The following is a 23,959-nucleotide window of genomic DNA, read 5'->3' as shown; positions in this document are numbered from 1 at the left end:
TGAAAAATTTTTTTATTTTTATTGCGATACTTCTTGTACTGCTCCCATATACTACAATGAGCAACAAAAACGTTGTTTCTAATCCTGTTACAACTACAGTTGCGGGATCTACAAATCAATGTTTACAAAAATCTCCTATTTCTACATCTATTCGCTGTAATTTTAGCCAAACATATGTAATACCAACTGAATTGAGCTTATCAAAAACCTCTTCACTTATTGGTTTGTTCTCCTTTTCTCTATATCTTTTATCTCTCTGCTCTGGATTTAAAACACGAATCTATAAGCCACCACGCTCATTTTCTAATAGTTAACCCCTCTGTTTTTAAATACTGATGCTGATGATTTCTTAATCATTAGCCGGTTATATTATTGGAGAATTTTTATGAAAAATTTATTTAAAGCCATTTTATTAATTATGGTAATTTCTTATTGTCCTACATCTTTATGGGCATCAACCGATAACGTAAATCATATTGAAAAGAATTATTTTCAATTTGCCATCCCTGAATATCATACAAGCAGACAATCAGGACAAACAGTTACTATTTATGTACGCTATGCTTACAAGAAAAAATTACCAAATAGTGAATATCCTGACTATCGGGTATTACGTACGGCTGTTTTAAAGTATATGGAGCCTACAGTGGAATTTCCTGCAGAAGTATTTTGGGAAATTCTCGCTACTGCAATGGGGAGAGATTTAATAAAAAACTACCCACTAGATGGTGTCAGTATTCAACTGGATGTTCTGGATAACCCAAATCCAAACAGCTTTGAGCCAGGTGATCATGGACCTACATTTACTGTAGGTGACATAGAGCCTTTAGATGTACATCACTAGCTGGATAATTAACGTAGCCCGGGTGGATTGAGCATCAGAAAGGCTTAGCATTCACTCAGGCTACATTTTTTAATTTTTAGCCAGGCTCTGTTGCCATGAGGTATCGTCATGGTTTCATTATCCTTTTTCTATGTGCCGCGTACAAGCCCTGAGCGATCCCCGCGAAATTTACCCTCTACGTACCGCACATAAAGCGCAGTACGTAGAGGGTTGAATATAGTTCATTTAAAAATATAAAGTGACATTCAAGTTTCGCGTGTTCTCTCAGGGACAAGCCGCGGGACGTAGTAATAAAATAGAGTATTTATGGGGTTCTTAGCAAAAAACTGACGAGCTCTCAGGCTTACATGCTGATGTATGTTGGTTTTCTCAGCGTATTTTTTCGTTCAAGATGAGCCAAATATAGCGTTCCAGAGACCCTAAATAGGATTATCACTATCGATAAATAGATGCTCTAACTCAAATTGAGAAGCAAGATGCTTACCTAAAGCCTGAATACCGTAACGCTCCGTTGCATGATGTCCACAAGAATAATAATGAACTCCTAATTCCTTTGCTTGATAATAAGTTCGTTCGGATATTTCCCCACTTATATAAGCATCGACACCTAAACGAAATGCGTCCTCGATAAAATCCTGGGCGCCCCCACTGCACCAGGCAATATGCGTGATCGGCTTTTCACTGCCTGAGATGAATAAAGGGGTGCGTCTTAATTTTTTTGTTAAATACTCAGTAAATTCTGCATGTTTCATCGTTTGAGCTAACTTTCCTGACCACAGTAGATTATCAGTACCACCTGCTCTATGCATGTGTACCATATCCACTTCAAATAATTTGGCCAGGCAGGCATTATTTCCAAGATCAGGATGACAATCCAAAGGAAGATGGTAGGCAAATAAATTTAATTTATTGCATAACAAATTATAAATTCGTTGCCGTTTCATTCCTGTAATCACTGGCGCTTCACCACGCCAAAAATAACCATGATGAACGAGTAATGCATCTGCGTTCCATGCAATAGCTTGAGAAATTGCGTCCTCAGATGCAGTGACTGCAGTGCAAATTCGACTAATCTGTTCTTTGCCTTCAACTTGCATTCCGTTAGGAGCATAATCATTGTATCGTTCACAGCCTAACAATTGATGCAGGTATAACGACAGTTCTTCTTTAGTAATCACCGGTCAGAAACTCGCTTGATGTCAGCACCCAATAAAGATAATTTTTCTTCTATGCGTTCATATCCTCTATCTACATGATAGATACGCTCAACCGATGTTTCACCTTCTGCAACTAATCCAGCTAAAATCAAACTGGCTGAAGCACGTAAATCTGTTGCCATAACAGGGGCGCCGTTTAATTTTTCAACGCCATTAATTATTGCTGTGTTTCCATTAAGTTGAATCTGCGCCCCCATGCGTTGCAACTCCTGCACATGCATAAAACGATTTTCAAATATAGTTTCAACGATAGTTGAAGAACCAACTGCTACTGAGTTCATTGCCATAAATTGAGCTTGCATGTCTGTTGCAAAAGCTGGGTACGGTGCTGTAGAAATATTTACTGCCTGAGGGCGTTGATTGTGCATATTAAGACTAACCCAATCCTCCCCTATGGTTAATTCCGCACCTGCTTCTTCAAACTTACATAGCTGTGATAGTAAAGTATCAGGTCGTACTCTTTTTACAGTAACATGGCCTCGTGTTAGGGCCCCAGCAGCAAGATAAGTTCCTGCTTCAATTCGGTCAGACATAACAGAATAAGTCCCGCCTGAAAGAGATTCCACACCTTCAACCTCAATTATTGAAGTTCCAGCACCAGAAATCTTTGCCCCCATTTGAATTAGAAAATTGGCTAAATCCACTACTTCAGGTTCACGGGCTGCATTTTTAATAATTGTTGTACCTTCAGCAAGAGTAGCTGCCATGAGTACATTTTCAGTACCCGTCACAGTGACTGTATCAAACATCAAACGCTTTCCTTGCAAACGGCCACGTTTACAACGGGCATTGATGTAGCCATTTTTGACTGTGATATCTGCACCCATAGTCTTCAACGCTTTTAAATGCAAATCGACGGGTCTTGTCCCAATAGCACAACCTCCGGGCAAAGATACATCTGCCTTACCAAACCGAGCAAGCAAAGGCCCTAAAACTAAAATCGAAGCGCGCATGGTTTTAACTAAATCATAAGGAGCAACAAACTCATTAACTTGATTCGCATCGACCTGGACATTCATTTTCTCGTCAACAATTAATTGCGCACCTAATTGACCGAGTAATTCCATCATGGTAGTTATGTCTTTGAGATGAGGCACATTGGAAATGGTGACATGATCTCTTGCAAGTAAACTTGCAGCCATAATGGGTAAAGCAGCATTTTTTGCTCCTGAAATAACTACTTCACCATTGAGTGCCTTACCACCATTTATTAATAATTTATCCATTTTGCGTTCCCCATTCTTCTTTTGTCCACGTCTTCATGCTAATTGCGTGAAGCTTACCAGTGGTAATTAACTCTTTCAGTTGCGCATAGACCCACTGCTGTCTGGCTACCTTGGATTTATTTAAAAAGACATCACTTACTACAGTTATCTGATATTGATAACCATCCCCCTCCACTTTGATGTAAAAAACATCATCAATGGCTTTAAACTTTTGTTCTATTTCTTCATTACTTATCATTAAAATTAGCTCACAAATTGAAATAAATACAACTTTTGACAACAAATACATTTAGGGTGAAAGCACCAGCATTTCCCAAGGTCTGTTATCCCAATAAAAAAAGAAAACCCGGGTTATGGCTCGCACCTTCACCCAGGCTACAATTTATAATCCTAAAAAAAGTAACCACTCTCCAAAAATTGGAAATTCCTCTTAGAAAAATTATAAAAAAATTATACGGCCTCCAAAATTCGTTTCACGCCACAAAATTCAGCTAAAGATTGCGTTTCATCAGGTATTCCAATGATTTCAAAAAATTTATTATTTTTTTTACATAACTTTCTAGCCTCGATAAGTAATGCTAAACCTGCACTATCACAATGTTTCACGTCACTTAAATCCAGACTGAATCGGTCACTTTTATCCTCCATCAAAGCCTCATAGAGCTTTGCTCGCACTGCAACAACTGACTTAAATGTAAGATCAATACCCGGTTTAAAACAAACGTGATTCACCATTAGGAAGCCCTTTTAAGTTGCTTTTTTTCCATTAACTTGATGACCTCATCAATACTGGAGTTTTGTAAGGCTGCAGCGAATTGCGACCTGAAACTTTGCAACAAACTTACTCCTTCAACGCTGATATCATAAATCTTCCACTGACCATTTTGGGCAACAAGGCTATAAGATAATGGAATATTTTGACCTTCGGCCCGAACAATAATGCTGTTAACTCGCAAAAATCGGGAATTCAGAGAGCCTCTTAAAGGCAGGAATTGTATGCTTTCATTGGTATATTGTGCCAAAGGGCTAGAATAAGTACGGATCACCAAACGTGTAAACGCTTTGGAAAATTGCGCTCTTTGTGAATTTGTTGCTTTACTCCATGCTTGCCTTCCCAAAACAGAACGTGACATACCTGCTACATCAACAATAGGAAGTAAATTGGTTTCTACAGCCTGATAAACAATATTGGGATTGCTTTTTAAATTGGCTTTATTTTCTTTTAGGGTCGCAATGATATTATTGGCTGTTTGCTCTAACATAGGTATAGGAGAGTTTTGCGAGGCATTTATCATGGGAGATAAAATCACACTGGCAACGAATAAAATTGTTTTTATTATTCTCATGTTCTGACCTTATTTTTTAATGTTAAATAGTAGTTGACCAATTAAATTTTCAAGAATAATTGCTTCTTGAGTCTTTCCAATCACATCTCCATTTCGCAAATAAGGATGGTCTTTGTCGTCATCATCCTCAAAACCCGGGACAATACTAATATAATTGGAACCAAGTAACCCTTCTGTCAAAATTCGCGCTGAAGCATCTTCATAAGGTATTTTCTTATCACTACGCAAGCGCATAGTTACCTTTGCATTAAGTTCTCCTGGCTGCAAATCAATATGAGTTACTTCCCCAATTTTAACCCCCGCCACGGTAACAGGTGCCCGCACTTTCAATCCACCAATATCGGTAAAATCAGCAGTTACCTCATAACTGTCATGAGACATAAGGCCAGAAAAACTACTCACTTTCATCGTCATGACCAACAAAGCCAATATACCAAGCAACATAAATAGGCCAACACTGAAATCTACATAACGTTGCTTACTCATTTACCAATCTCCAATCATCATTGCGGTCAACAAAAAATCCAGTCCTAATACAGCAAGCGATGAATAAACTACTGTTTTAGTCGTCGCCTGACTAATACCTTCTGCAGTAGGCACACATTCAAACCCCTGGAATACAGAAATCCAGGTTACAACAAAAGCAAAAACTAAACTTTTAATGATACCACTGAGTACATCAATACGGAAATCCACTGCTGCTTGCATATTGGACCAAAAACTTCCAGCATCCACACCTAACCAGTGAACACCGATAAAATAACCTCCAAAAATAGCTACAGCAGAAAAAATTAACGCCAAAAGAGGTAAGGTAATAAAACCCGCTATAAAACGAGGATAAATAACCCTGCCTAAAGGGTCAACTCCCATCATATCCATACTGGATAACTGTTCTGTTGCTTTCATCAAACCAATTTCAGCAGTTAAAGCTGAGCCCGCACGCCCAGCAAACAATAAGGCACTAATTACCGGTCCAAGTTCTCTTGAGATACTCAAGGCCAATAATTGACCTAATTGACTTGATGCACCAAATTTTTGCAAAGTATTATAACCCTGCAAACCCACAACCATACCAATAAATAAAGCAGAAACAACGATAATCAAACACGACAAAACACCAACAAAATGGATTTGATAACGCAGCAAAGGCCAAAGCTTTGCAATGCCTGGTCGTCTAAACAACATGAAGAACAGAAATAACCCGGAATTTCCCAGGTTTTGCAAAACCCGCGAACTACGGTTACCAATACGCATGATGAACTCAAGCATCTAATAGCTCCTCTATATACGATCTGGCTGGATAATGAAAAGGAACAACTCCATCTGCTTCTCCATGCATAAACTGTTTGATCTGAGGTTCAGATGTTTGAATAAGCTCCTCGGGAGTTCCTTGCCCTATGATGTGTCCACCAGAAATAAGGTAAATATAATCTGCTATAGAACAGGTTTCTTCGACATCATGTGAGACAATGATTGTTGTGGTATGCAATAATTCATTTAACCTTTTGATTAAACGAACTAAAACACCTAGAGAAATCGGATCCTGTCCTGTAAATGGTTCATCATACATCATAAGCTCTGGATCCAGTGCTATAGTACGAGCTAAAGCAACTCGCCTGGCCATTCCGCCTGACAATTGGGCAGGCATAAGAGCAGCAGCCCCCCGCAATCCAACCGCTTCAAGTTTCATCAATACGATGTCACGCAACATCGATTCATTTAATTGAGTATGTTCTCGCAAAGGGAATGCCACATTATCAAACACGGAAAGATGAGTGAATAAAGCAGAACTTTGAAAAAGCAAACCCATGTTGCGTCTGGCCTCATACAAAGCTCTACGAGATAATAGATGCATGTTTTGACCATTGACGTGGATAAAACCACTGTCAGGCCTTAGCTGAGCACCAATTAACTGCAATAAAGTGGTCTTTCCAGAACCACTAGGCCCCATAATTGCGGTAATCTTACCTCGCTTAACCACCATATCAATGCCGTTGAAAATGCGACGGCTTTCACGAGTGAAGACTAAATTTTTTATTTCAACCCAATTTTCAGGCATATTCTCTTTTCCGGTTATAGCCAAAAGTAGAAGTATACCCCGGATCGAAAAAAAAAATGAGGTGTTTAATCCTATTTATTCAAATGTTTTTTTGTTAGAATGAAAAATAAACAAAAAACATCCAATAGACTATGAATTTCTGTACACTTGGACTTGCTGTCATTGAAACTGAAGCACAAGCTGTCTTTGAATTAACCCAGCGAATCGATAGCCGATTTGAAAAAGCCTGTGAATTGTTGCTTGCCTGTAAAGGACGGATCGTCGTAACTGGCATGGGAAAATCGGGTCATATAGCGAACAAAATTGCTGCTACCTTATCAAGTACAGGCAGTCCCTCATTTTTTATGCATCCAGGTGAAGCAAGCCATGGAGATCTAGGAATGATTACCCGACAAGATACCGTAATTGCTATTTCTCACTCGGGCAACACATTAGAATTAGTCACGTTACTTCCTTTATTAAAACGATTGGAAGTCCCTCTGATTACCTTAACTGGAAACTCTGAATCGACTTTAGCGAAAGCAGCAGATGTTAATTTAGATGTCAGTATTAAACAGGAAGCATGTCCACTTGGTCTTGCGCCAACAACCAGTACTACTGTTGCCTTGGTTATGGGCGATGCACTGGCAATTGCACTTTTGCAGGCCAGAGGCTTTAGTGAGGAAGACTTCGCCTTGTCGCATCCTGGAGGATCTCTGGGTAAACGACTTTTACTGCGCATAGACGATCTCTGCCATCAAGGAACACAACTTCCACTTGTACATGAAAATGCAACAGTAAGTGAAGCACTCATTGAAGTAACGGATAAAAAATTGGGCATGACCTGCGTTATCGATCACAAGGGGTATCTTGTTGGAATCTATACAGATGGAGATGTTCGACGGACTCTGACACGTCAGTATGATATTAATACGACTCCAATAAAAGAAGTCATGACGCGCAATGCCCGCACAATCCCTAAGGGAATGCTTGCTGCCGAAGCTTTAGCCATTATGCAAAAACACAGCATCACTTCATTAATTGTCATCGATGAAGAAAAACGTCCGGAAGCTGTTCTTCATCTTCATGACTTATTAAAAGCAGGTGTTTTTTAAATGAATAAATTAATTGAACGAGCCAAAAGTATTAAATGCCTTATCTGTGATTTGGATGGGGTTCTTACTGATGGCCTCTTGTATATTGATAATCATTTTAATGAATTGAAAACATTCCATATTCACGATGGGGTAGGCTTAAAATTACTCATGGCTGCTGGAATTGAGGTGGCCGTTATTACTGGTTCGCGCAATGCTGTAGTGGATCACAGGATGCAACAATTAGGTATTATTCATTATTATAAAGATCAACTGGATAAACAGGAGACATATAATCAGCTGAAAAATAAATTAAATCTTCAGGATGAACATTTTGCTTATATTGGTGATGATATTCCTGATGCTCCAATTATGCAGCAAGTCGGCCTTAGCGTTGCAGTTGCCAATGCAGTATACCAAATTAAAGAAATTGCTGTGTGGCAAACGTCTCTACCAGGCGGTCGTGGTGCGGTACGTGAGTTATGCGACCTTATTCTTAATGCACAAAACAAGATGGATTTAGCTATCGCAGGTTATCTAAAATAATGAATGCAACAAAACAATTCATGTGGCTTTTTTTTACTTTGATTCTCCTGGCATGTTCAGGATGGTATTATAGCCACTCAAGAACATTAATTCGCCTGGATAGTGAAACCTTGGCGAATTCAGTGGATACTACTATTTCTAACGTTATAGTTCGTCAGTTTAATCAACAAGGAATGCTCGCCAATAAGCTTACCTCCCCCTTCATGCAGCATATTCAAAAAGATAATGTCTATTTATTTCAAAATCCGCATATTGTTGTAAGTCAGGAAGAGCAACCTCCCTGGGATATTCGCTCAATAAAAGCCAAATCATTTGAAGGCGGAAAACAAATCACCTTTACAGGCAATGTTATTGTACGCCAGAAAAAAGGAAATAACTCAGAAGAAAGTACATTAAAAACAGAAGAAGTAACCTACTACCCTAAGGAAAAGAAAGCAAGTTCCGATGTGCTTGTAACGTACGAACAACCAGGTAATATTATTCAATCAACCGGAATGAATGCTTATCTCGATGAGAAAAGAGTTGAATTATTACACCAAGCACGAGGAAGTTATGTTCCAGCGAATGGTTAACTACAGTCTGTTCTTTCTTTTAATGTTCACTTCTTGTTCCTACGCGCTTACAGAAGATAAAGAAAAAGTAATGCATGTGATGGCAGACTCAGCTGATCTCAGTCAACAGGAGCATAAAGGGATTTATACTGGCAATGTTGAATTGGTACAAGGTACAACAAATCTGCAAGCCGCTAAAGCAATAACTCTGGGAAATAAAAAAAATCAGCTTGAGGTTGCTATAGCTACCGGAACTTCTGAGAAACAAGCGCATTATTGGACAATAACCGATCCCAATAAACCTCCAGTGCATGCCTATGCAGACACCATTCGTTATTATCCACTGCGTCATTTAATTGAATTAATTGGAAATGCTCGAGTAGAACAAGGAAAAAACTCTTTTTCTGCTGCAAAAATAAGCTATGATACTGAAAAACAACACGTTCTGTCTCAAGGTAATGGCAATAAAAGAATAATTATTATTTATCATCCAGAAAAGAAACCATCATGAGCATCCTGGAAGCGCGAAATCTAAAAAAATCGTTTAAATCACGAACTGTGGTTAATGGCATCAGCATCCATATTAAAAAAGGTGAGTGTGTTGGCTTGTTAGGGCCTAATGGAGCAGGAAAAACAACCTGTTTTTATATGATAGTGGGTTTGCAATCATGCGATGAAGGTCAAATTTTCTTGTCCAACCAAGATATAACAACACATGCTATGCATCAAAGAGCACGCTTGGGAATTAGCTATCTTCCTCAGGAAGCCTCTGTTTTTCGTAAACTCACTGTGGCAGAAAATATCATGGCCATTTTAGAACTTAGGGCTGATTTAAACGAACAAGCCCGAGAAGAAAAACTGGATCTGTTGCTGCAAGAATTTCATATTTCACATCTTCATAAAAGTCTGGGTATGTCCTTATCCGGGGGAGAAAGACGACGTGTTGAGATTGCAAGAGCTCTTGCAATAGAGCCATCTTTTATCCTGCTTGATGAGCCTTTTGCTGGGGTTGATCCAATTTCGGTCATTGATATCAAAAAAATCATCCAACATTTATGTAATAAAGGCATTGGTGTTTTAATTACTGATCATAATGTAAGAGAAACCCTGGATATCTGCGAACGGGCCTATATTGTTAGCCAAGGAAAAATATTGTGCGAAGGAACCCCTAATATTATACTGGCCAACCAACAAGTAAGGGCTGTTTATTTAGGCGAAGAATTCACTTTGTAATAGTGTTGCCTGGGTGCAATTGGTACTTAATATTTTGATTTAACATGCTACTCATTATTGATAATTACGACTCATTTACCTACAACCTGGTTCAATATTTCCAATGCCTCAATCAGGAAGTATGTGTTTATACCCATGATCAAATCACTGTGGACCAAATAAAAAAACTTGCTCCCAAATACTTGGTCATCTCACCAGGACCGAAAGCTCCTGATGATGCAGGTATTTCTATGGAGGCTATCCGTACCTTTTATCGTACCATTCCTATATTAGGTATTTGTCTTGGACACCAAAGTATTGCCCAAGTCTTTGGCGGTCGAATAATTCCGGCTCCGGAAATCATGCATGGAAAAACGTCGACCATAGAACATAATCAACAAGGAATTTTTAAAAATATTCCGAACTATTTCAAAGCAACTCGTTATCATTCCTTGGCAGTAGATAAAAATAGTCTTACAGAATGTTTTTCTATCGATGCATGGGTGTATGATACAATTATGGCAATTTCGCATCGTCATTACCCTGTTTTTGGTCTACAATTCCATCCAGAAGCAATATTAAGCCAATATGGACTGCAATTATTAGAGAATTTCTTAAAATATGAAACCCAATCTTCTGTTTGAGCATCTCATCGCGAAAAAAAATTTAAATCCAGAACAAATGCAAGCAGTGATTCATGCCTGTATGTCAGGTCAATATAATGACGTACAAATCGCTACTTTTTTAGCGCTCATGCGTATGAAAGGTGAAACAACCGATGAATTAATTGCCGCCGCGGAAGTGATGCAGCAATTGGCCCATCCCATAGAATTAGGTACTAATCTAATTGATATCGTTGGAACAGGCGGAGACGGTAAAAATACATTTAATGTATCAACAGCGTGTAGTTTTGTAGTTGCCGCAGCAGGATACCCAGTAGCAAAACATGGCAATCGTTCTGTCTCTAGCCGTAGTGGTAGCGCCGACTTATTAGAACAAGCAGGCTTTATATTAAATCTATCTGAGCAGCAAATAAAAACGTGTATACAACAATATGGCTTGGCATTTTTATTTGCTCCCCACTACCATCCAGCAATGCAATACGCACGAACAGCGCGACAACAACTCGGCATTCGAACCTTGTTCAATCTACTTGGCCCCTTAATTAATCCTGCCCGCGTAAAAAAACAAGTTGTTGGTGTATTTTCAACAGCTTGGCAAAAACCACTAGCTACAGTTCTTGCTCATTTAGGAAGTGAAAGAGCCTTGGTAGTAAGTTCCCAAGATGGCTTAGATGAGGTCAGTATTGCAGCACCTACAGATGTCATTGAGTATCGAGAAGGAACTTTTAATCACTGGGTAATTAATCCAGAAGACTATAACATCAAACATCACTCTTTAAATGAAGTGATTGTTGATTCACCAGCTCAAAGCTTAGAATTGATTCAAACAGTTTTTTCTGGAAAACAAGGTGCAGCACGTGACATGGTTTTATTGAATTCTGCTGCAGCAATTTACTGTGCTCATGGAGGTATTTCTTTTATACACGCATTAGAGCAGGCCAAGCTCGTTATAGATAACGGTAAAGCCACATATTGTTTTACTCAACTTAGCCAACTAACCCAAACTTTAAATAAAGAATCACATCATGAATAGTATGTTACAACGTATTGCCCAACGTAAGCAGGAAGAGGTTGCTCTCGCAAAGAAAAATAAACCTTTAAATGTGTTGGTACAACAACCCATCATGGATCGGCGTGATTTCATTGCCGCTCTGCAAACTAAGGAAACTCCAGCAATTATTGCAGAAATTAAACGAGCCTCTCCAAGTAAAGGATTGATTCGAGAGGATTTCAATGTGAGCGAGATCGCTTCAATTTATGGAAAACATGGTGCACGCTGCCTTTCAGTGCTTACTGATGTAAATTTTTTTCAGGGTCATCCTGATTATTTAGCCCAAGCAAAATTACATTGTAAATTACCTGTACTACGAAAAGATTTTATTCTTGATTCTTATCAAATTTATGAAAGCCTAGCACTAGGCGCAGACTGCATCTTACTTATAGTCGCCTTACTTGATGATGCGCAATTAGCAGATTTCTGTCAATTAGCACATGAGTTGGCTATGGCAGTACTTGTGGAAAGCCATAGTAAAGAAGAGCTAGAGCGCGCTTTACGGTTACCCACGCCTTTAATCGGCATTAATAATCGTAGCCTTCATACTTTTAAAACGGACATCCAACTCAGTATCCAGTTAAAACAATATACCCCCCAAGATAAAATAACCATTACTGAAAGTGGTATTAATACGCATTCAGATATAAATTTGATGCAATCTCATGGAATTAATACTTTTCTCATAGGAGAAAGTCTAATGAGAGCCAAAGATATAGGAAAAGCTCTAGATCAGCTTATAACTGGAGAGTAGCACAAATGTAATCGTGTTTTGTAGCCTGGGTGGAGGCGTAAGCCGTAACCCGGGTTTCTGGATATGAATGAACCTTTCGACCCCGGGTTACGCTGCGCTTCACCCAGGCTACGTAACTACTCCCAATTTGGCTCAGAGGGTTGTGATGGCTCAGGCTCAGGAGATCCAGGATCATCAGGCTCGTAAGGCTCTGGTTCTCTTGGATATTCGTCAGGCTCATCAGGATACTCATAAGGCTCTGGTATTTCGCCGCCGTTTTTCAAAATAACACCCTTATGTTGGTAAGATTTATAAAATTATAGCAAAAGGAAAGAAAATGAGAGTGGCTGTAATCACCGGCGCTGCAAATGGAATTGGCTTAGCTTTAAGCCAAGTCCATTTACAGCGTGGCAACATTGTAGTTATGGTAGATAAAGATGAAATGAAACTCAAGCAGGAAGCCGAACGATTATGGCCCCTCTTCCCAGAAAAGCTTCTGGAAGTCTCTTGTGACATAACACAACCTAATGACGTAGCACAATTGGCACAACGCGTTGAAAGCAAATTAGGACGTATTGATTGGATCTATAACAATGCAGGCATTATTGGTCAATTAGCTCCGCTATGGGACTTGAGTTCTGAACACATCCAAAAAGTCATGGAAGTTAATTTACATGGAATGATTCATATCATTCAAGCCTTTATTCCTTTCTTGTTTCAACAAACTTTTCATTCACATATTATTAATATAGCAAGCTTATATTCATTATGTACCGGTTCCCAAACTGCTTCTTATGCCATGTCAAAACATGGGGTACTTGCTTTGTCTGAATCATTGTTTTTTGATCTGGTACGCCTGAAAAAACCAGTAGATGTCTCAGTGGTATTCCCCTCTTTTACTGATACATCACTTTTATCTCATGCTCCCGATGTAAACTCGTCCTTTCATGAAGTGTTACAATCCCTTTTATCGCACTCACGCCCTGCCATGGATATTGCAGAACATATTGTTCATGAAGTGGAACAAAAGAAATTCTATATTTTTCCAGATAAAGAAGTAAAAGGATATTGTGAGGAACGTACCAAGGCAATGATTTTACAAGAAAACCCACATGTAACTAATATTGAAAAATTAATGGGTGCACTCATAAAACGACAGGAATCCAGGAATTAATAGCCAGCCTGGTGAGGTAAAGTAAAGTCTGATCTAATCGTTCCATAACAGGTCACGAGGAGATCTATCACATTATTTGGATACATTGTAGCCTAGGTGCAGCAGCGAAACCCGGGTTCCGCCGCGCTTGCACCCAGGCTACACCATACGGAGCATAGCTAGTTCTGTGGTTATTTTTCGGAGCGATTTTCGTTCAAAACCTAATGGGTTCTCTAAGCTTCCAGCATATCCAATAATTCTCGACGGAATTTATGATAATCAACCTCTACAGCATGTCGTGTATGTGATTTAAATCGGTAATGAGGCTTATTCATCTCCTCATATGCTTTTTCATGCAATTTATCAGGCCGTTTTAAAGTTCCCATAATGATGCGCGCTGCTATTTTTGACTGATAATCAGCAAGCGGCCAGATACATCCTTGAGGCTGGCACAAACCAATAAAATATAGGTTATCATAGTCTGGATGCATCATTTTTCGATAAAGAGGTATCTTTGTTGAATTACTGAAGTCAGCAATTTGCTTGTCAATAAACGGGAAACTTATTTTGTAGCCCGTAGCAAAAATCACTGTATCAAACTCTTCCGACTTACCGTGAGTAAAATGGACACGATTTCCTTCGAAATGAGTAATTCCCGGGCGGGGGAAAATTTCACCATGACGAATAAAATAAAGCAGCTCTGTATTAATCGTTGGGTGGATTTCTAAAGGGCCACAATCTGGTTTCATTAATTTATATTTGGCGTATCTACCCTGTAGGATTCGAGCAAAAAAGCTCAGAACCTTCTGTCTTAACCAAGAAGGCATCCACCTAATTTTTGCTACCGCATCATCTGTCGGCTTACCAAATACAAATTTAGGAAAAATATGATAACCTCTGCGCATACTGATGCACGTTTTCGAAGAAATACGCGCCACTTCTACAGCAATGTCACAAGCAGAGTTGCCACCTCCAACTACCAAAACACGTTGATCCTTAAAAACAGAAGCTTTTTTATATTGATGTGAGTGAAGCAACTTGCCAGAGAACTCACCTGGATATTCAGGCATAAAAGGATCCCAATGATGGCCATTAGCGACTAATAAATAATCAAAATATTCTTCATGGGTACCCAGATTATTTTCAAAAATGACTTTCCATTGATGCTGCTCAGTATGCTTTACTTGTAACACATTGGTGTTAAAACGGATGTATTTAGTTAAATCAAAATGACTCGCATAGCTTCTAAAATAATCTAAAACCAAAGTATGCGATGGATAATCAGGATAGTGCGCCGGCATAGGAAAATCTTCAAACTCCGACCAACGTTTTGAACTGATAATATGGGTCGTTTCATAAACACTGGAATGATTATTTTCTTCATCATATACCCAATTCCCACCGATCTGATTATTTTTTTCAAATACAGTGATATCTGTTACACCTTGCTCTTGTAAGTTTTTAATTGCAGCAAGTCCGCTTGGACCTGCTCCGATAACGCAGACACGAGGAAAATTTTCTTTACCCTTTTGCTTTATTTGCATTACTCAACACCTTTTTTACTTCTTCCATTATCATTGCTTGTACAACAGGCTCTTTATCAATAGTGAAATGATTTACTGTAACGCCTTTTATCGCAGCAACATTAATGTTGTCAATACGAGTTTGTTCCGGATTTACAGCTTTGAGCTTCAAACCACTAAACATGGGCACATACCCAGATTTGTAAAAGTTCATCGCATGTTTTACATTAGGAGGCACAATAGTTTGAGATACAGCATCAACAGTAACCAATAAGTCCACAGGAATACCGGCTTTATTTAAATTACGTGCAACCTTAATTTGTTCATTTGCACCTAAAGAATGTCCCACCAGAATAATAGGTCTATGCTGTTTATGTTTCTGATAATAAGTAACAATTTCACGAGTCACATTACCCGCGTTGTACCACATGTCACTGGGTGCTGCTACATTACACTCTTCTTCAACGGTATTGCTAAGTGTTCTCATCCCCGTGCTAAAAACCCCCAACCCGCCCAGCATAGTATGCACTTCGCCATGATAGAGCTGTGACTTGCTTTTTTTCACTGTCTTCGTTGCTTTTTTCGTTGCTTTCTGGGTTGCAGATTGATGAATCACAGACTGAGCTGTTTTAGGTATTGGCCTTTTCTCTGAAGCCCTACCACCTGACAGGTCGACACAACCAGTCACACTCATGGTTATGAGTAAAAACAAAAATGAGCTGAAAACACCTAATTTTTTATTTTGGAATGAGTTCATTTTATTTTTATTTATTATTTTTAAAGCGGGGATCATAGCTTATTCTGAGAAGGTTTGCCAAGATAGGCTCTTAGATGAAATGAAATTCTTTATCTCTATAAGTAAGTTATTAATTTTGATACTCTTCATGTGAAATACAAAACTTTATGCTTAAAATTTAAAATCTGTCATTGCAGGAGGACAATCACAATTGATTACAGAAAAAATGAACACAATCCTTACTGTCAGCCAGCTTAATCGACAGGTTAAAAGCTATCTTGAAAATGAGCTGGGTATGGTTCATGTCGAAGGAGAACTCTCTAATTTGAGTAAACCGATATCTGGGCATTTATATTTTACCTTGAAAGATACTCATGCCCAAATTCGCTGTGTTTACTTTAAAAATCGCCATACCAGTGCGCTTGCATATAAGCTATGCGACGGACAACATATAGTCGCCAGCGGAAGATTAAGTCTGTATGAAGCCCGTGGCGATTATCAATTAATCGTAGAACAAATGACCGAAGCAGGCTTAGGGGCGCTTTATCAGCGTTTTGAAGAGTTAAAAAATAAACTGGCTGCTGAAGGTTTATTTGATTCAATAAAAAAAAGACCAATTCCCGTCATGCCTCGTGCCATTGGAGTAATTACCTCAACCACTGGTGCGGCAATTCGCGATATATTATCCACTCTTGCACGACGATTTCCCTTGGCTAATGTCTTCATCTATCCAAGTGAGGTTCAAGGTGCGTCAGCAGCACCACAACTGATTAAGGCATTAAGACGTGCGAATTCAGAGAAACGCTGTGATGTGCTCCTGCTTGCGCGTGGAGGAGGAAGTATTGAAGATTTATGGGCATTTAATGATGAACAATTAGCACGTGACATTGCAAACAGCTCAATACCTATTGTATCAGGTGTAGGACACGAAACAGACTTTACAATTGCCGATTTTGTAGCGGATTACAGAGCAGAAACTCCTACAGCAGCGGCTGCTGCAGTGACCCCTGATTGTAATGAATTGTTGAAATTATTAAATCACTCCATCTCGCGTATGCATCAAGCAATGTACCGTTTTTTGCAAAAATACCAAATAAAATTACAGCACTTAATCGAGAAAATATCCTCACCGCAAAAGACCATTGCCAGTTACTGGCAAACTACCGATTACCTGGAGCGACAATTGATTGCTTGCATGAGCTACATCATAAAGCAAAAAAAACATCAACTTCATCTGTGCATCAACCATTTGAATTCTAAAAACCCAAAAACACAAATCAAGCAAACACTAATACTTTTACAAAAAATTTCAACGCAATTAATCCATCACATGCAAAATAAGATCAATCAACTCAAATATCAATTGAGAACACAATTATCCACCTTGCACGCAGTCAGTCCCTTAGCTACACTGGATAGAGGATATGCTATTGCAACGAAAAAATATAAGGTGTTGTTTTCCAGTAAACAAGTAAGGATTGGCGATACAATCGATGTACGATTGGCACAAGGCGATTTAACTTGTGAAATCACTCAAATACACGAGTAAAAAATGCTTGAAGAATTAAATAATAGCCTTAATTGGATTATAAGCCAGACAAAAAATAACATTCCCATTTTAGAAATTATTTTATTGATTATTTGGCTTTTCTTTTTTGCAAGTCTGTTTTTTAGAAAAATATTATTGTTGGGTATTATTCCACGGCGTGTCTATGGCTTGCCTGGCATTTTATTTGCCCCACTTTTACATGCGAATTTCAACCATATATTTTTTAACTCGATCCCTTTAGTAGTTTTAAGCAATTTCATTTTGATTAATGGACTGAGTTACTTTCTTGTCGTTACAATAATGATTACAGTTTTAAGCGGCATTGCTATCTGGTGTTTTGCCAAACCTGGTTTACACATAGGTGCCAGTGGTTTAATTACTGGCTACTGGGGTTTTTTAGTGAGTAATATTTATCAAAGCGGGACATTAACTACCATCATCTTAGGCATCATTTGTATTTATTATTTTGCTGGTATCTTCTTTGGTATTTTCCCCAAAGAAAAAGGAGTATCCTGGGAGGCGCATTTATTTGGTCTTTTAGCCGGTTTGGCTACAAGCTATCTATTTGCAATGTATCCTAATTACCTCCAGATAATTCAAATTCCATCTACTAATTTTTAAAATATTAGGATCTATGCTTGCTCTTAAGTCAGTGCCTGATTTTCTAGTGCAGAAGTGCTTGCATGCGGTATTAAACAGAGTAGCGCAGAAAATCAGAGCAGTTTGGCCAAGATAGTGGAAATGGAAACAGACCCTATGCTATCCTAAAAACAAAAAAATAATTCGAGAAATCAAGATGCAGTCACTTAAAACTCTTTTTTGTATTAGTATATTAAGTCTTCTTATTTCACCTTTATACGCCGCAACAACCCAATTTCTTCCTTCTGGATGCTGCAGCCAGATGGGCGGCATCAGTTACTGCGACTCATCAGCAGGCCGTCTTGTGTGTAAAAATGGTTTTTACTCTACATGTTATTGTACACCCCATGCAGTGATGGATTTAAATCTGTTTCGAGGTTGCTGCTTATGGAAAGGTGGGGTTGTTTCTACTTACTCCATAACTGGGTTCGTTGTATGTAATGACGGTTCCGTTTCAGAAGAATGTTCTTTGCGACCAGAAGAGAAAATTGCAGCGTGGTAAGCTCCAATTATTTTTCAAGGTGGCAATAGGAAACTTCTTGTTTTGGTAACCAATGGGCTCATAAGCAAATAAAAGCACCTGCCCCATTAGCACTTATCTTGCGATAGAGGAATCATTAATGCACTACAAAGCCTTATCTATAGCAGGATTTGATGGCTCTGGCGGGGCTGGAATTCAAGCTGACCTCAAGACATTCTCTGCATTGGGGTGCTATGGAATGACCGTACTTACGGCATTGCCTGTACAAAATACTTGTGGTGTAAAAAGCTGTTACAGCATTCCATTGCAAGCTATAGAAGATCAACTAAATGCCATTTTCGATGACATTAAACCTGACGGTATAAAAATAGGTATGCTCTTCAATAGCGAGATCATTGGCTTAGTCTCATCATTTCTTAAACGAAAAGCAGCAGATATTCCTATTGTCATTGATCCTGTAACTGTTGCTAAAAGTGGCGATCCTTTATTATTGCCCGAAGCTGTAGACTCTTTGATAACAGAACTTATGCCGCTTGCTACTTTAATTACCCCTAATCTTCCAGAAGCATCTACTTTTACTGGAATAAATGTTTCATCTGAAAAAGAAATGAAGTACATTGGTCAAAAATTGCTTGATTTTGGACCAAAATACGTTTTACTCAAAGGCGGCCATCTGCAATCATTAGAGTCGAATGATTTATTAATAGGAGTAAATGGGGACACTCATTGGTTTGCAAGCCCAAGAATTAATTCACAAAATACCCATGGAACTGGATGCACTCTTTCTGCAGCGATAACGGCTTGCCTTGCCCAAAAAATTGATTTAATTAAAGCATGTAGCATTGCAAAAAATTATTTGTTCAATGCCATAAAAGCTGCAAAGGAAGAACGTATTGGTCTAGGAAATGGACCGGTGCATCATTTTTACCATTTTTGGCCGGTACAATTGTTGGATTAAGAAAACCAGAGCTATAGATTATGACAACCAGGCTATAACACGGATTTTCCTATTCATAAACTCCCCAAATTAGGATTTGCGGGCCCTTACCCAGAATACAAATGAAAAATTTATATTAAGTTCCAATTTTTCTTTAATTATTTTTTTGTAAGCTATTCCCTCTTTTTCAATTGCTTCACCAAAACATAATGCGCTGAAAAGAATCAACAAATACCCTATTGCTGAGTAACAGAATATAGTATCCGAGAAACATAACAAACAAAAAGAAACCAGCATGCCCAATAGAAACGGTTTCATTTCTTTAAGCTTTAATGCAGTAATAAACAATGTACCAATGAAAAAAAGAAAAAGAGCAATTCCTATCAAACCCAGTTCCGCAAGGGTCAGCCAATATTGGCCATGAGGTTCATTAAGCTTATGTCCCCAGGAAGGAACAGGTTGATCTTTAATAAAGTGATATTGAAACCCTCCTGTCCCTACTCCTACAATTGGATGTTTTTTAAATAAAGTTTTTGCATATCGATGAAACTGATATCTATAACCTAAAGAAGTATCTGTTTGATTGTACTTTAAGAGCCTAAGATCATTCACCAGGGAGTAAGCGCCATCTTGCATTACTGGGCTAAGCATAAATGCCAAACCACTCACACTCATAAACAGTACAAGCCCTATTAAAGCTTTTCTAAGAGGGAATTTTTGCACAATCAACAAGCACATTAATACACCATAAATGATGTAGCCTGCTCTTCCTGAATTAATAAAAAATATTTGATAGCTTCCTAATACAATCATGGATAAATATAAAGATCGCAACCATTTGCCGGTATTTGCTTGGAGCAGCAAAATCCCCGCAAAATAAACTGCCAAAGCAATCATGATTCCAGTAACAATATGATTATAAAATACTTCTCCAGGATCCAGAGAAGTAAAAAAATCATTTATAAATAGATTGTTAATTTTCAATATAGAAAGAATACAAGTGAACAGCATGGATAATATATAACTATTTAAAGCCCATGTTCTTGTTTGCGGTTTAATAAAACCTACAGCAAAAATCGGTAGAAAAATTAGCTTAGAATATTTATTGACAATATTGTATTCCAATTTGAATGGGGCTTTCGACCATAAACAGGCGATAACAACATACAGAAATAAAACGACCGCAGCTCGAGCCCATAATGTATTAAAGGCATAAAACAAATATTGTCTGTAAGAAGGGGTAATTCCTATGGCCAACAAGCTAACTACAGTTAATATTGACTTAATGCTTGGACTTATAGGAATAAAAAATACCAATAACATGAGAAGGGTTGGTATCAGTAGATGAAATTTTTCGATTCTTTCTTCTAAGAAGCTCAGGTTCAAATTAATTCCTCTGTGCCTTTTGCCAAAGAAGGCAATTGTTCCAGATTGCTGTCTTGATACAATTGCTTAATGCCACGATAAAAAGTTCCTTGTGCATTAAACACTGCAAATAAAAAACCTATTCTGCCATCGAGAAACCCACGTTGCAAGATATAACATCTAAAAAACATCCAGGAAGTGCTCGCCAATGTTTTAATAAAGCTGGTTTTTTTTTTATTTAGGATATATGTTTTGGCGCTATAGGATGAATATTTGTTCATTTTATATAACACATGACTCACGTCTTTAAATGAGTGGTGCATAATAGTACTTTTGATTTTACCAATACGTGCCTCCTCTGGAAGAACTATCTTTTCATGCACAATGTCACTACTGAAATAGGCATTTGCACGCTTAAAAAGACGAGCATGACGCTTAGGACTAGAAGAGTATTTTAAGGGTTGATTATAGAAGTACATTTGGATTGCGATTCTAAAGGCATCTGCTGAATCAGATGCCATGGCCTCAAGGATCTCTCGCTGCAATTCCTCACTCACAGACTCATCAGCATCAAGATTGAGCACCCAGTCTCCTTGAGCTTTTGATAATGCCCTTTGTTTTTGAGCACCATAACCTGGCCAATCTGTAGAAAAAACATGCTCTGTATATTCTTTGGCAATAGCAACCGTTTTATCGGTACTTCCGGAGTCCAATACTATTATTTCATCAGCAAATCGAACAGATTCGAGACATTTTCTAATATTCCTTTCTTCATTTTTGGTTATTATTATTACACTCAACGTCATTTAAAAAACACCCTCTCGATGATCGTGACTATCAAAGTGTAACTTGCCATCTTTAACTTTTAAGGTCACATGACCACCATGCATCAACTTACCAAATAAAAGCTCATCAGCCAGAGGTTTTTTTACATTCTCTTGAATCAATCTGGCCATAGGACGAGCCCCCATCACTTTGTCATAACCATGTTCAATAAGCCATTCACGAGCCATTTTATCGACGTTAAAGGTAACTCCTTTATGACTTAATTGCTCATCCAGCTCCATAATGAATTTATCAACGACTAAACCAATCGTCACTGCATCCAATGGAGCAAAATTAATGATTGCATCAAGTCTGTTTCTAAACTCAGGGCTAAATTGTTTTTTAATTACTTCAAGTCCATCATTACTATTGTCTTGTTGTGAGAAACCGATGGAATTTCGTACCAACTCTCCTGCTCCCGCATTAGAGGTCATAACCAGAATAATGTGTCTAAAATCTGCTTGACGTCCATTTGTATCGGTTAAAGTACCGTGGTCCATAATTTGCAACAGCAAATTAAATACATCTGGGTGCGCTTTTTCGATTTCATCAAGCAACAGTACCGCATGAGGATTTTTAGTTACAGCCTCCGTCAACAGTCCCCCTTGATCATAACCAACATATCCTGGAGGAGCACCAATTAAACGAGAAACAGTATGTTTTTCCATGTATTCAGACATATCAAAACGTAATAACTCTATGCCTAAAACATTAGCCAATTGTCTGGTTACTTCTGTTTTTCCAACACCTGTTGGCCCAGCAAACAAGAAACAACCTACAGGTTTTTGGGGATCTCTAAGTCCAGAACGACCTAATTTAATTGCAGAAGCTAATGCGGTGATCGCCTGATCTTGCCCATAGACTAAAAGCTTCAAATCACGTTCTAAATTACGCAAGGTATCTTTATCACGCGCTGATACTTTCTTAATCGGTATACGAGCAATTTTTGCTACAACGCTCTCAATTTCAGTGACACTTATTATTTTTTTACGCTTGCTTGCAGTTAATAAATTCTGATAAGCGCCTGCTTCATCAACAACATCAATTGCTTTATCAGGTAAAAATCGATCATTAATGTATTTTGCAGAAAGTTCAGCGGCTGCTTTTAATGCAGGAATCGTGAATTTCACTCCATGATGCTCTTCTAATCGACCTTTTAGCCCTTTCAATATTTCAAAAGTTTCATCGACCGTAGGTTCAGGAATATCAATTTTTTGGAAGCGTCTTGCTAAAGCTCTATCTTTTTCAAAAATACCTCGGTATTCTTGATATGTTGTGGAGCCGATGCATTTTAACTCACCATTGGCCAGCAGGGGTTTTATCAAATTGGATGCATCCATGACACCGCCAGAGGCTGCTCCCGCACCAATAATTGTATGAATTTCATCAATAAACAGTACAGCCCCTTCCTGTTGTCCTAATTGCTTTAATACTGCTTTTAATCGTTTTTCAAAATCACCCCGATATTTGGTTCCAGCAAGCAAGGCACCCAGATCAAGTGAGTAAACGATACAATCACGGATTGCATCCGGTATTTCACCATCCACAATACGTCGCGCCAAGCCTTCAGCAATTGCGGTTTTACCTACCCCTGCTTCGCCAACAAGTAATGGATTATTTTTCCTGCGTCGGCACAATACTTGGATTGTACGTTGTATTTCTTCATGACGTCCGATTAAAGGGTCAATCTTTCCTTGTTTCGCACGTCGGTTGAGGTTTGTGCAATAACTTTCTAGAGGTGACTCATTACCTTCTGATGAGCCCATATCATCTTCCATAGAATTCATGTTCTCATGCATATCATTATTTTGATACTTAGAAACGCCATGAGAAATATAATTAATCACATCAAGTCGTGTAATATTTTCTCTACGTAAGAAATAAACTGCCTGGCTTTCTTGCTCACTAAAAATAGCTGCTAAAACATTTGCTCCAGTAACTTCGGTTTTTCCTGCAGATTGCACATGAAATACAGCACGTTGTAATACACGTTGAAAACCAAGTGTAGGTTGAGTTTCTCTATCCAATTCATCTTCAGGGATTCTAGGAGTAGTTTCATCGATGAACTCAATTAAATCCCGGCGTAATGCTTCAATATTTGCATCACATGCTTGCAATACACTTCCAGCTGCAGGGTTATCAAGCAATGACAACAACAAATGCTCAACGGTCATAAATTCATGACGTTTTTCCTTTGCTTCCTTGAAGGCTAGATTCAAGGTGAATTCAAGTTCTTTATTTAACATTGTCGTTGCTCCTCTTCAGCCCAT

At 38.5% G+C, this 23,959-nt stretch carries 28 protein-coding genes; 15 read left to right on the top strand and 13 right to left on the bottom strand.

Annotated features, from left to right (window positions below; all coding sequences use genetic code 11):
• Window positions 1-385: 385 nt before the first annotated feature.
• A complete protein-coding gene (locus tag A8O27_RS09790; protein WP_058458155.1) occupies window positions 386-844 on the top strand; it encodes a hypothetical protein in 459 nt (152 codons plus the stop codon).
• A 419-nt stretch (window positions 845-1,263) separates the two neighbouring features.
• Here the strand turns inward: A8O27_RS09790 and A8O27_RS09785 are convergent, their stop codons facing one another.
• From A8O27_RS09785 to A8O27_RS09750, 8 genes are all read right to left on the bottom strand, one after another.
• Window positions 1,264-2,022, bottom strand: coding sequence for a Nif3-like dinuclear metal center hexameric protein (locus A8O27_RS09785; protein ID WP_058458156.1), 759 nt, complete (start codon window positions 2,020-2,022; stop codon window positions 1,264-1,266).
• The gene (murA, locus tag A8O27_RS09780; RefSeq protein ID WP_058458157.1) at window positions 2,019-3,287 is read right to left on the bottom strand and encodes a UDP-N-acetylglucosamine 1-carboxyvinyltransferase; all 1,269 of its coding nucleotides are present in this window, start codon (window positions 3,285-3,287) and stop codon (window positions 2,019-2,021) included. The genes A8O27_RS09785 and murA overlap by 4 nt, the downstream gene beginning before the upstream one ends.
• Entirely contained in the window at window positions 3,280-3,525 is a 246-nt protein-coding gene (locus A8O27_RS09775; RefSeq protein ID WP_058458158.1) for a BolA family protein, read from the bottom strand. Before A8O27_RS09775 ends, murA begins: the two co-directional genes overlap by 8 nt.
• Before the next feature lie 212 nt (window positions 3,526-3,737).
• On the bottom strand, window positions 3,738-4,022 hold the full coding sequence (locus tag A8O27_RS09770; protein WP_174223911.1) for an STAS domain-containing protein: 285 nt from the start codon (window positions 4,020-4,022) through the stop codon (window positions 3,738-3,740).
• On the bottom strand, window positions 4,022-4,633 hold the full coding sequence (locus A8O27_RS09765) for an MlaC/ttg2D family ABC transporter substrate-binding protein (protein ID WP_058458159.1): 612 nt from the start codon (window positions 4,631-4,633) through the stop codon (window positions 4,022-4,024). Before A8O27_RS09765 ends, A8O27_RS09770 begins: the two co-directional genes overlap by 1 nt.
• A gap of 9 nt (window positions 4,634-4,642) precedes the next feature.
• Window positions 4,643-5,119: an outer membrane lipid asymmetry maintenance protein MlaD gene (mlaD, locus tag A8O27_RS09760; protein WP_058458160.1), complete on the bottom strand. Its 477-nt coding sequence runs from the start codon at window positions 5,117-5,119 to the stop codon at window positions 4,643-4,645.
• Window positions 5,120-5,902: a lipid asymmetry maintenance ABC transporter permease subunit MlaE gene (gene mlaE / locus A8O27_RS09755; protein WP_058458161.1), complete on the bottom strand. Its 783-nt coding sequence runs from the start codon at window positions 5,900-5,902 to the stop codon at window positions 5,120-5,122.
• The gene (locus tag A8O27_RS09750) at window positions 5,895-6,692 is read right to left on the bottom strand and encodes an ATP-binding cassette domain-containing protein (protein ID WP_058458162.1); all 798 of its coding nucleotides are present in this window, start codon (window positions 6,690-6,692) and stop codon (window positions 5,895-5,897) included. The genes mlaE and A8O27_RS09750 overlap by 8 nt, the downstream gene beginning before the upstream one ends.
• A gap of 131 nt (window positions 6,693-6,823) precedes the next feature.
• Here A8O27_RS09750 and A8O27_RS09745 point away from each other — a divergent pair, with 131 nt between their 5' ends.
• From A8O27_RS09745 to A8O27_RS09705, 10 genes are all read left to right on the top strand, one after another.
• Window positions 6,824-7,786 (top strand): KpsF/GutQ family sugar-phosphate isomerase, encoded by a 963-nt coding sequence (locus tag A8O27_RS09745; protein ID WP_058458163.1) that lies wholly within the window; start codon window positions 6,824-6,826, stop codon window positions 7,784-7,786.
• A complete protein-coding gene (locus tag A8O27_RS09740) occupies window positions 7,787-8,311 on the top strand; it encodes a KdsC family phosphatase (RefSeq protein ID WP_058458164.1) in 525 nt (174 codons plus the stop codon).
• On the top strand, window positions 8,311-8,883 hold the full coding sequence (gene lptC / locus A8O27_RS09735; protein WP_058458165.1) for an LPS export ABC transporter periplasmic protein LptC: 573 nt from the start codon (window positions 8,311-8,313) through the stop codon (window positions 8,881-8,883). Before A8O27_RS09740 ends, lptC begins: the two co-directional genes overlap by 1 nt.
• Complete coding sequence (gene lptA, locus A8O27_RS09730) at window positions 8,864-9,373, top strand: lipopolysaccharide transport periplasmic protein LptA (protein ID WP_058458166.1); 510 nt, start codon at window positions 8,864-8,866, stop codon at window positions 9,371-9,373. Before lptC ends, lptA begins: the two co-directional genes overlap by 20 nt.
• A complete protein-coding gene (lptB, locus tag A8O27_RS09725; protein WP_058458167.1) occupies window positions 9,370-10,095 on the top strand; it encodes an LPS export ABC transporter ATP-binding protein in 726 nt (241 codons plus the stop codon). Before lptA ends, lptB begins: the two co-directional genes overlap by 4 nt.
• A 44-nt stretch (window positions 10,096-10,139) precedes the next feature.
• A complete protein-coding gene (locus tag A8O27_RS09720; protein WP_058458168.1) occupies window positions 10,140-10,718 on the top strand; it encodes an anthranilate synthase component II in 579 nt (192 codons plus the stop codon).
• Window positions 10,696-11,730, top strand: a complete 1,035-nt coding sequence (gene trpD, locus A8O27_RS09715) for an anthranilate phosphoribosyltransferase (protein ID WP_058458169.1) — start codon at window positions 10,696-10,698, stop codon at window positions 11,728-11,730. The genes A8O27_RS09720 and trpD overlap by 23 nt, the downstream gene beginning before the upstream one ends.
• Window positions 11,723-12,502: an indole-3-glycerol phosphate synthase TrpC gene (trpC, locus tag A8O27_RS09710; protein WP_058458170.1), complete on the top strand. Its 780-nt coding sequence runs from the start codon at window positions 11,723-11,725 to the stop codon at window positions 12,500-12,502. Before trpD ends, trpC begins: the two co-directional genes overlap by 8 nt.
• Window positions 12,503-12,569: 67 nt before the next feature.
• On the top strand, window positions 12,570-12,770 hold the full coding sequence (locus A8O27_RS18755; protein ID WP_154669239.1) for a hypothetical protein: 201 nt from the start codon (window positions 12,570-12,572) through the stop codon (window positions 12,768-12,770).
• Window positions 12,771-12,818: 48 nt separating this feature from the next.
• Window positions 12,819-13,655 carry an SDR family NAD(P)-dependent oxidoreductase gene (locus A8O27_RS09705; RefSeq protein WP_058458171.1) on the top strand — a complete coding sequence of 279 codons (837 nt, stop codon included), beginning with the start codon at window positions 12,819-12,821 and terminating at the stop codon, window positions 13,653-13,655.
• A 212-nt stretch (window positions 13,656-13,867) separates the two neighbouring features.
• Here A8O27_RS09705 and A8O27_RS09700 read toward each other — a convergent pair whose 3' ends face one another.
• Both A8O27_RS09700 and A8O27_RS09695 read right to left on the bottom strand, forming a co-directional pair.
• Window positions 13,868-15,178 (bottom strand): flavin-containing monooxygenase, encoded by a 1,311-nt coding sequence (locus A8O27_RS09700; RefSeq protein WP_058458172.1) that lies wholly within the window; start codon window positions 15,176-15,178, stop codon window positions 13,868-13,870.
• Window positions 15,156-15,914, bottom strand: a complete 759-nt coding sequence (locus A8O27_RS09695) for a thioesterase domain-containing protein (RefSeq protein ID WP_058458189.1) — start codon at window positions 15,912-15,914, stop codon at window positions 15,156-15,158. Before A8O27_RS09695 ends, A8O27_RS09700 begins: the two co-directional genes overlap by 23 nt.
• Window positions 15,915-16,119: 205 nt before the next feature.
• Here A8O27_RS09695 and xseA point away from each other — a divergent pair, with 205 nt between their 5' ends.
• The 4 genes from xseA (at window position 16,120) to thiD (ending at window position 19,520) form a co-directional block, all read left to right on the top strand.
• Window positions 16,120-17,442: an exodeoxyribonuclease VII large subunit gene (xseA, locus tag A8O27_RS09690; protein ID WP_058458173.1), complete on the top strand. Its 1,323-nt coding sequence runs from the start codon at window positions 16,120-16,122 to the stop codon at window positions 17,440-17,442.
• A gap of 3 nt (window positions 17,443-17,445) precedes the next feature.
• Window positions 17,446-18,063: a rhomboid family intramembrane serine protease gene (locus A8O27_RS09685; RefSeq protein ID WP_058458174.1), complete on the top strand. Its 618-nt coding sequence runs from the start codon at window positions 17,446-17,448 to the stop codon at window positions 18,061-18,063.
• 175 nt (window positions 18,064-18,238) lie between these two features.
• Window positions 18,239-18,583, top strand: a complete 345-nt coding sequence (locus A8O27_RS18455) for a neurogenic locus notch (protein ID WP_082642393.1) — start codon at window positions 18,239-18,241, stop codon at window positions 18,581-18,583.
• Window positions 18,584-18,701: 118 nt separating this feature from the next.
• Window positions 18,702-19,520, top strand: a complete 819-nt coding sequence (thiD, locus tag A8O27_RS09680) for a bifunctional hydroxymethylpyrimidine kinase/phosphomethylpyrimidine kinase (RefSeq protein ID WP_058458175.1) — start codon at window positions 18,702-18,704, stop codon at window positions 19,518-19,520.
• Between the two features lie 69 nt (window positions 19,521-19,589).
• Here the strand turns inward: thiD and A8O27_RS09675 are convergent, their stop codons facing one another.
• The 3 genes from A8O27_RS09675 to clpA are packed head-to-tail and all read right to left on the bottom strand — an operon-like array spanning window position 19,590 to window position 23,935.
• Window positions 19,590-20,885 carry an O-antigen ligase family protein gene (locus tag A8O27_RS09675; RefSeq protein WP_235810461.1) on the bottom strand — a complete coding sequence of 432 codons (1,296 nt, stop codon included), beginning with the start codon at window positions 20,883-20,885 and terminating at the stop codon, window positions 19,590-19,592.
• Window positions 20,882-21,670 (bottom strand): glycosyltransferase family 2 protein, encoded by a 789-nt coding sequence (locus tag A8O27_RS09670; RefSeq protein ID WP_058458176.1) that lies wholly within the window; start codon window positions 21,668-21,670, stop codon window positions 20,882-20,884. Before A8O27_RS09670 ends, A8O27_RS09675 begins: the two co-directional genes overlap by 4 nt.
• On the bottom strand, window positions 21,671-23,935 hold the full coding sequence (clpA, locus tag A8O27_RS09665; RefSeq protein WP_058458177.1) for an ATP-dependent Clp protease ATP-binding subunit ClpA: 2,265 nt from the start codon (window positions 23,933-23,935) through the stop codon (window positions 21,671-21,673). It abuts the gene before it with no gap.
• Window positions 23,936-23,959 lie beyond the last annotated feature (24 nt).

It is taken from the genome of Legionella bozemanae (genome assembly GCF_001648595.1).
GTDB classification, from domain to species: Bacteria; Pseudomonadota; Gammaproteobacteria; order Legionellales; family Legionellaceae; genus Legionella; species Legionella bozemanae.
This window is presented reverse-complemented; position numbering and strand designations above follow the sequence as displayed.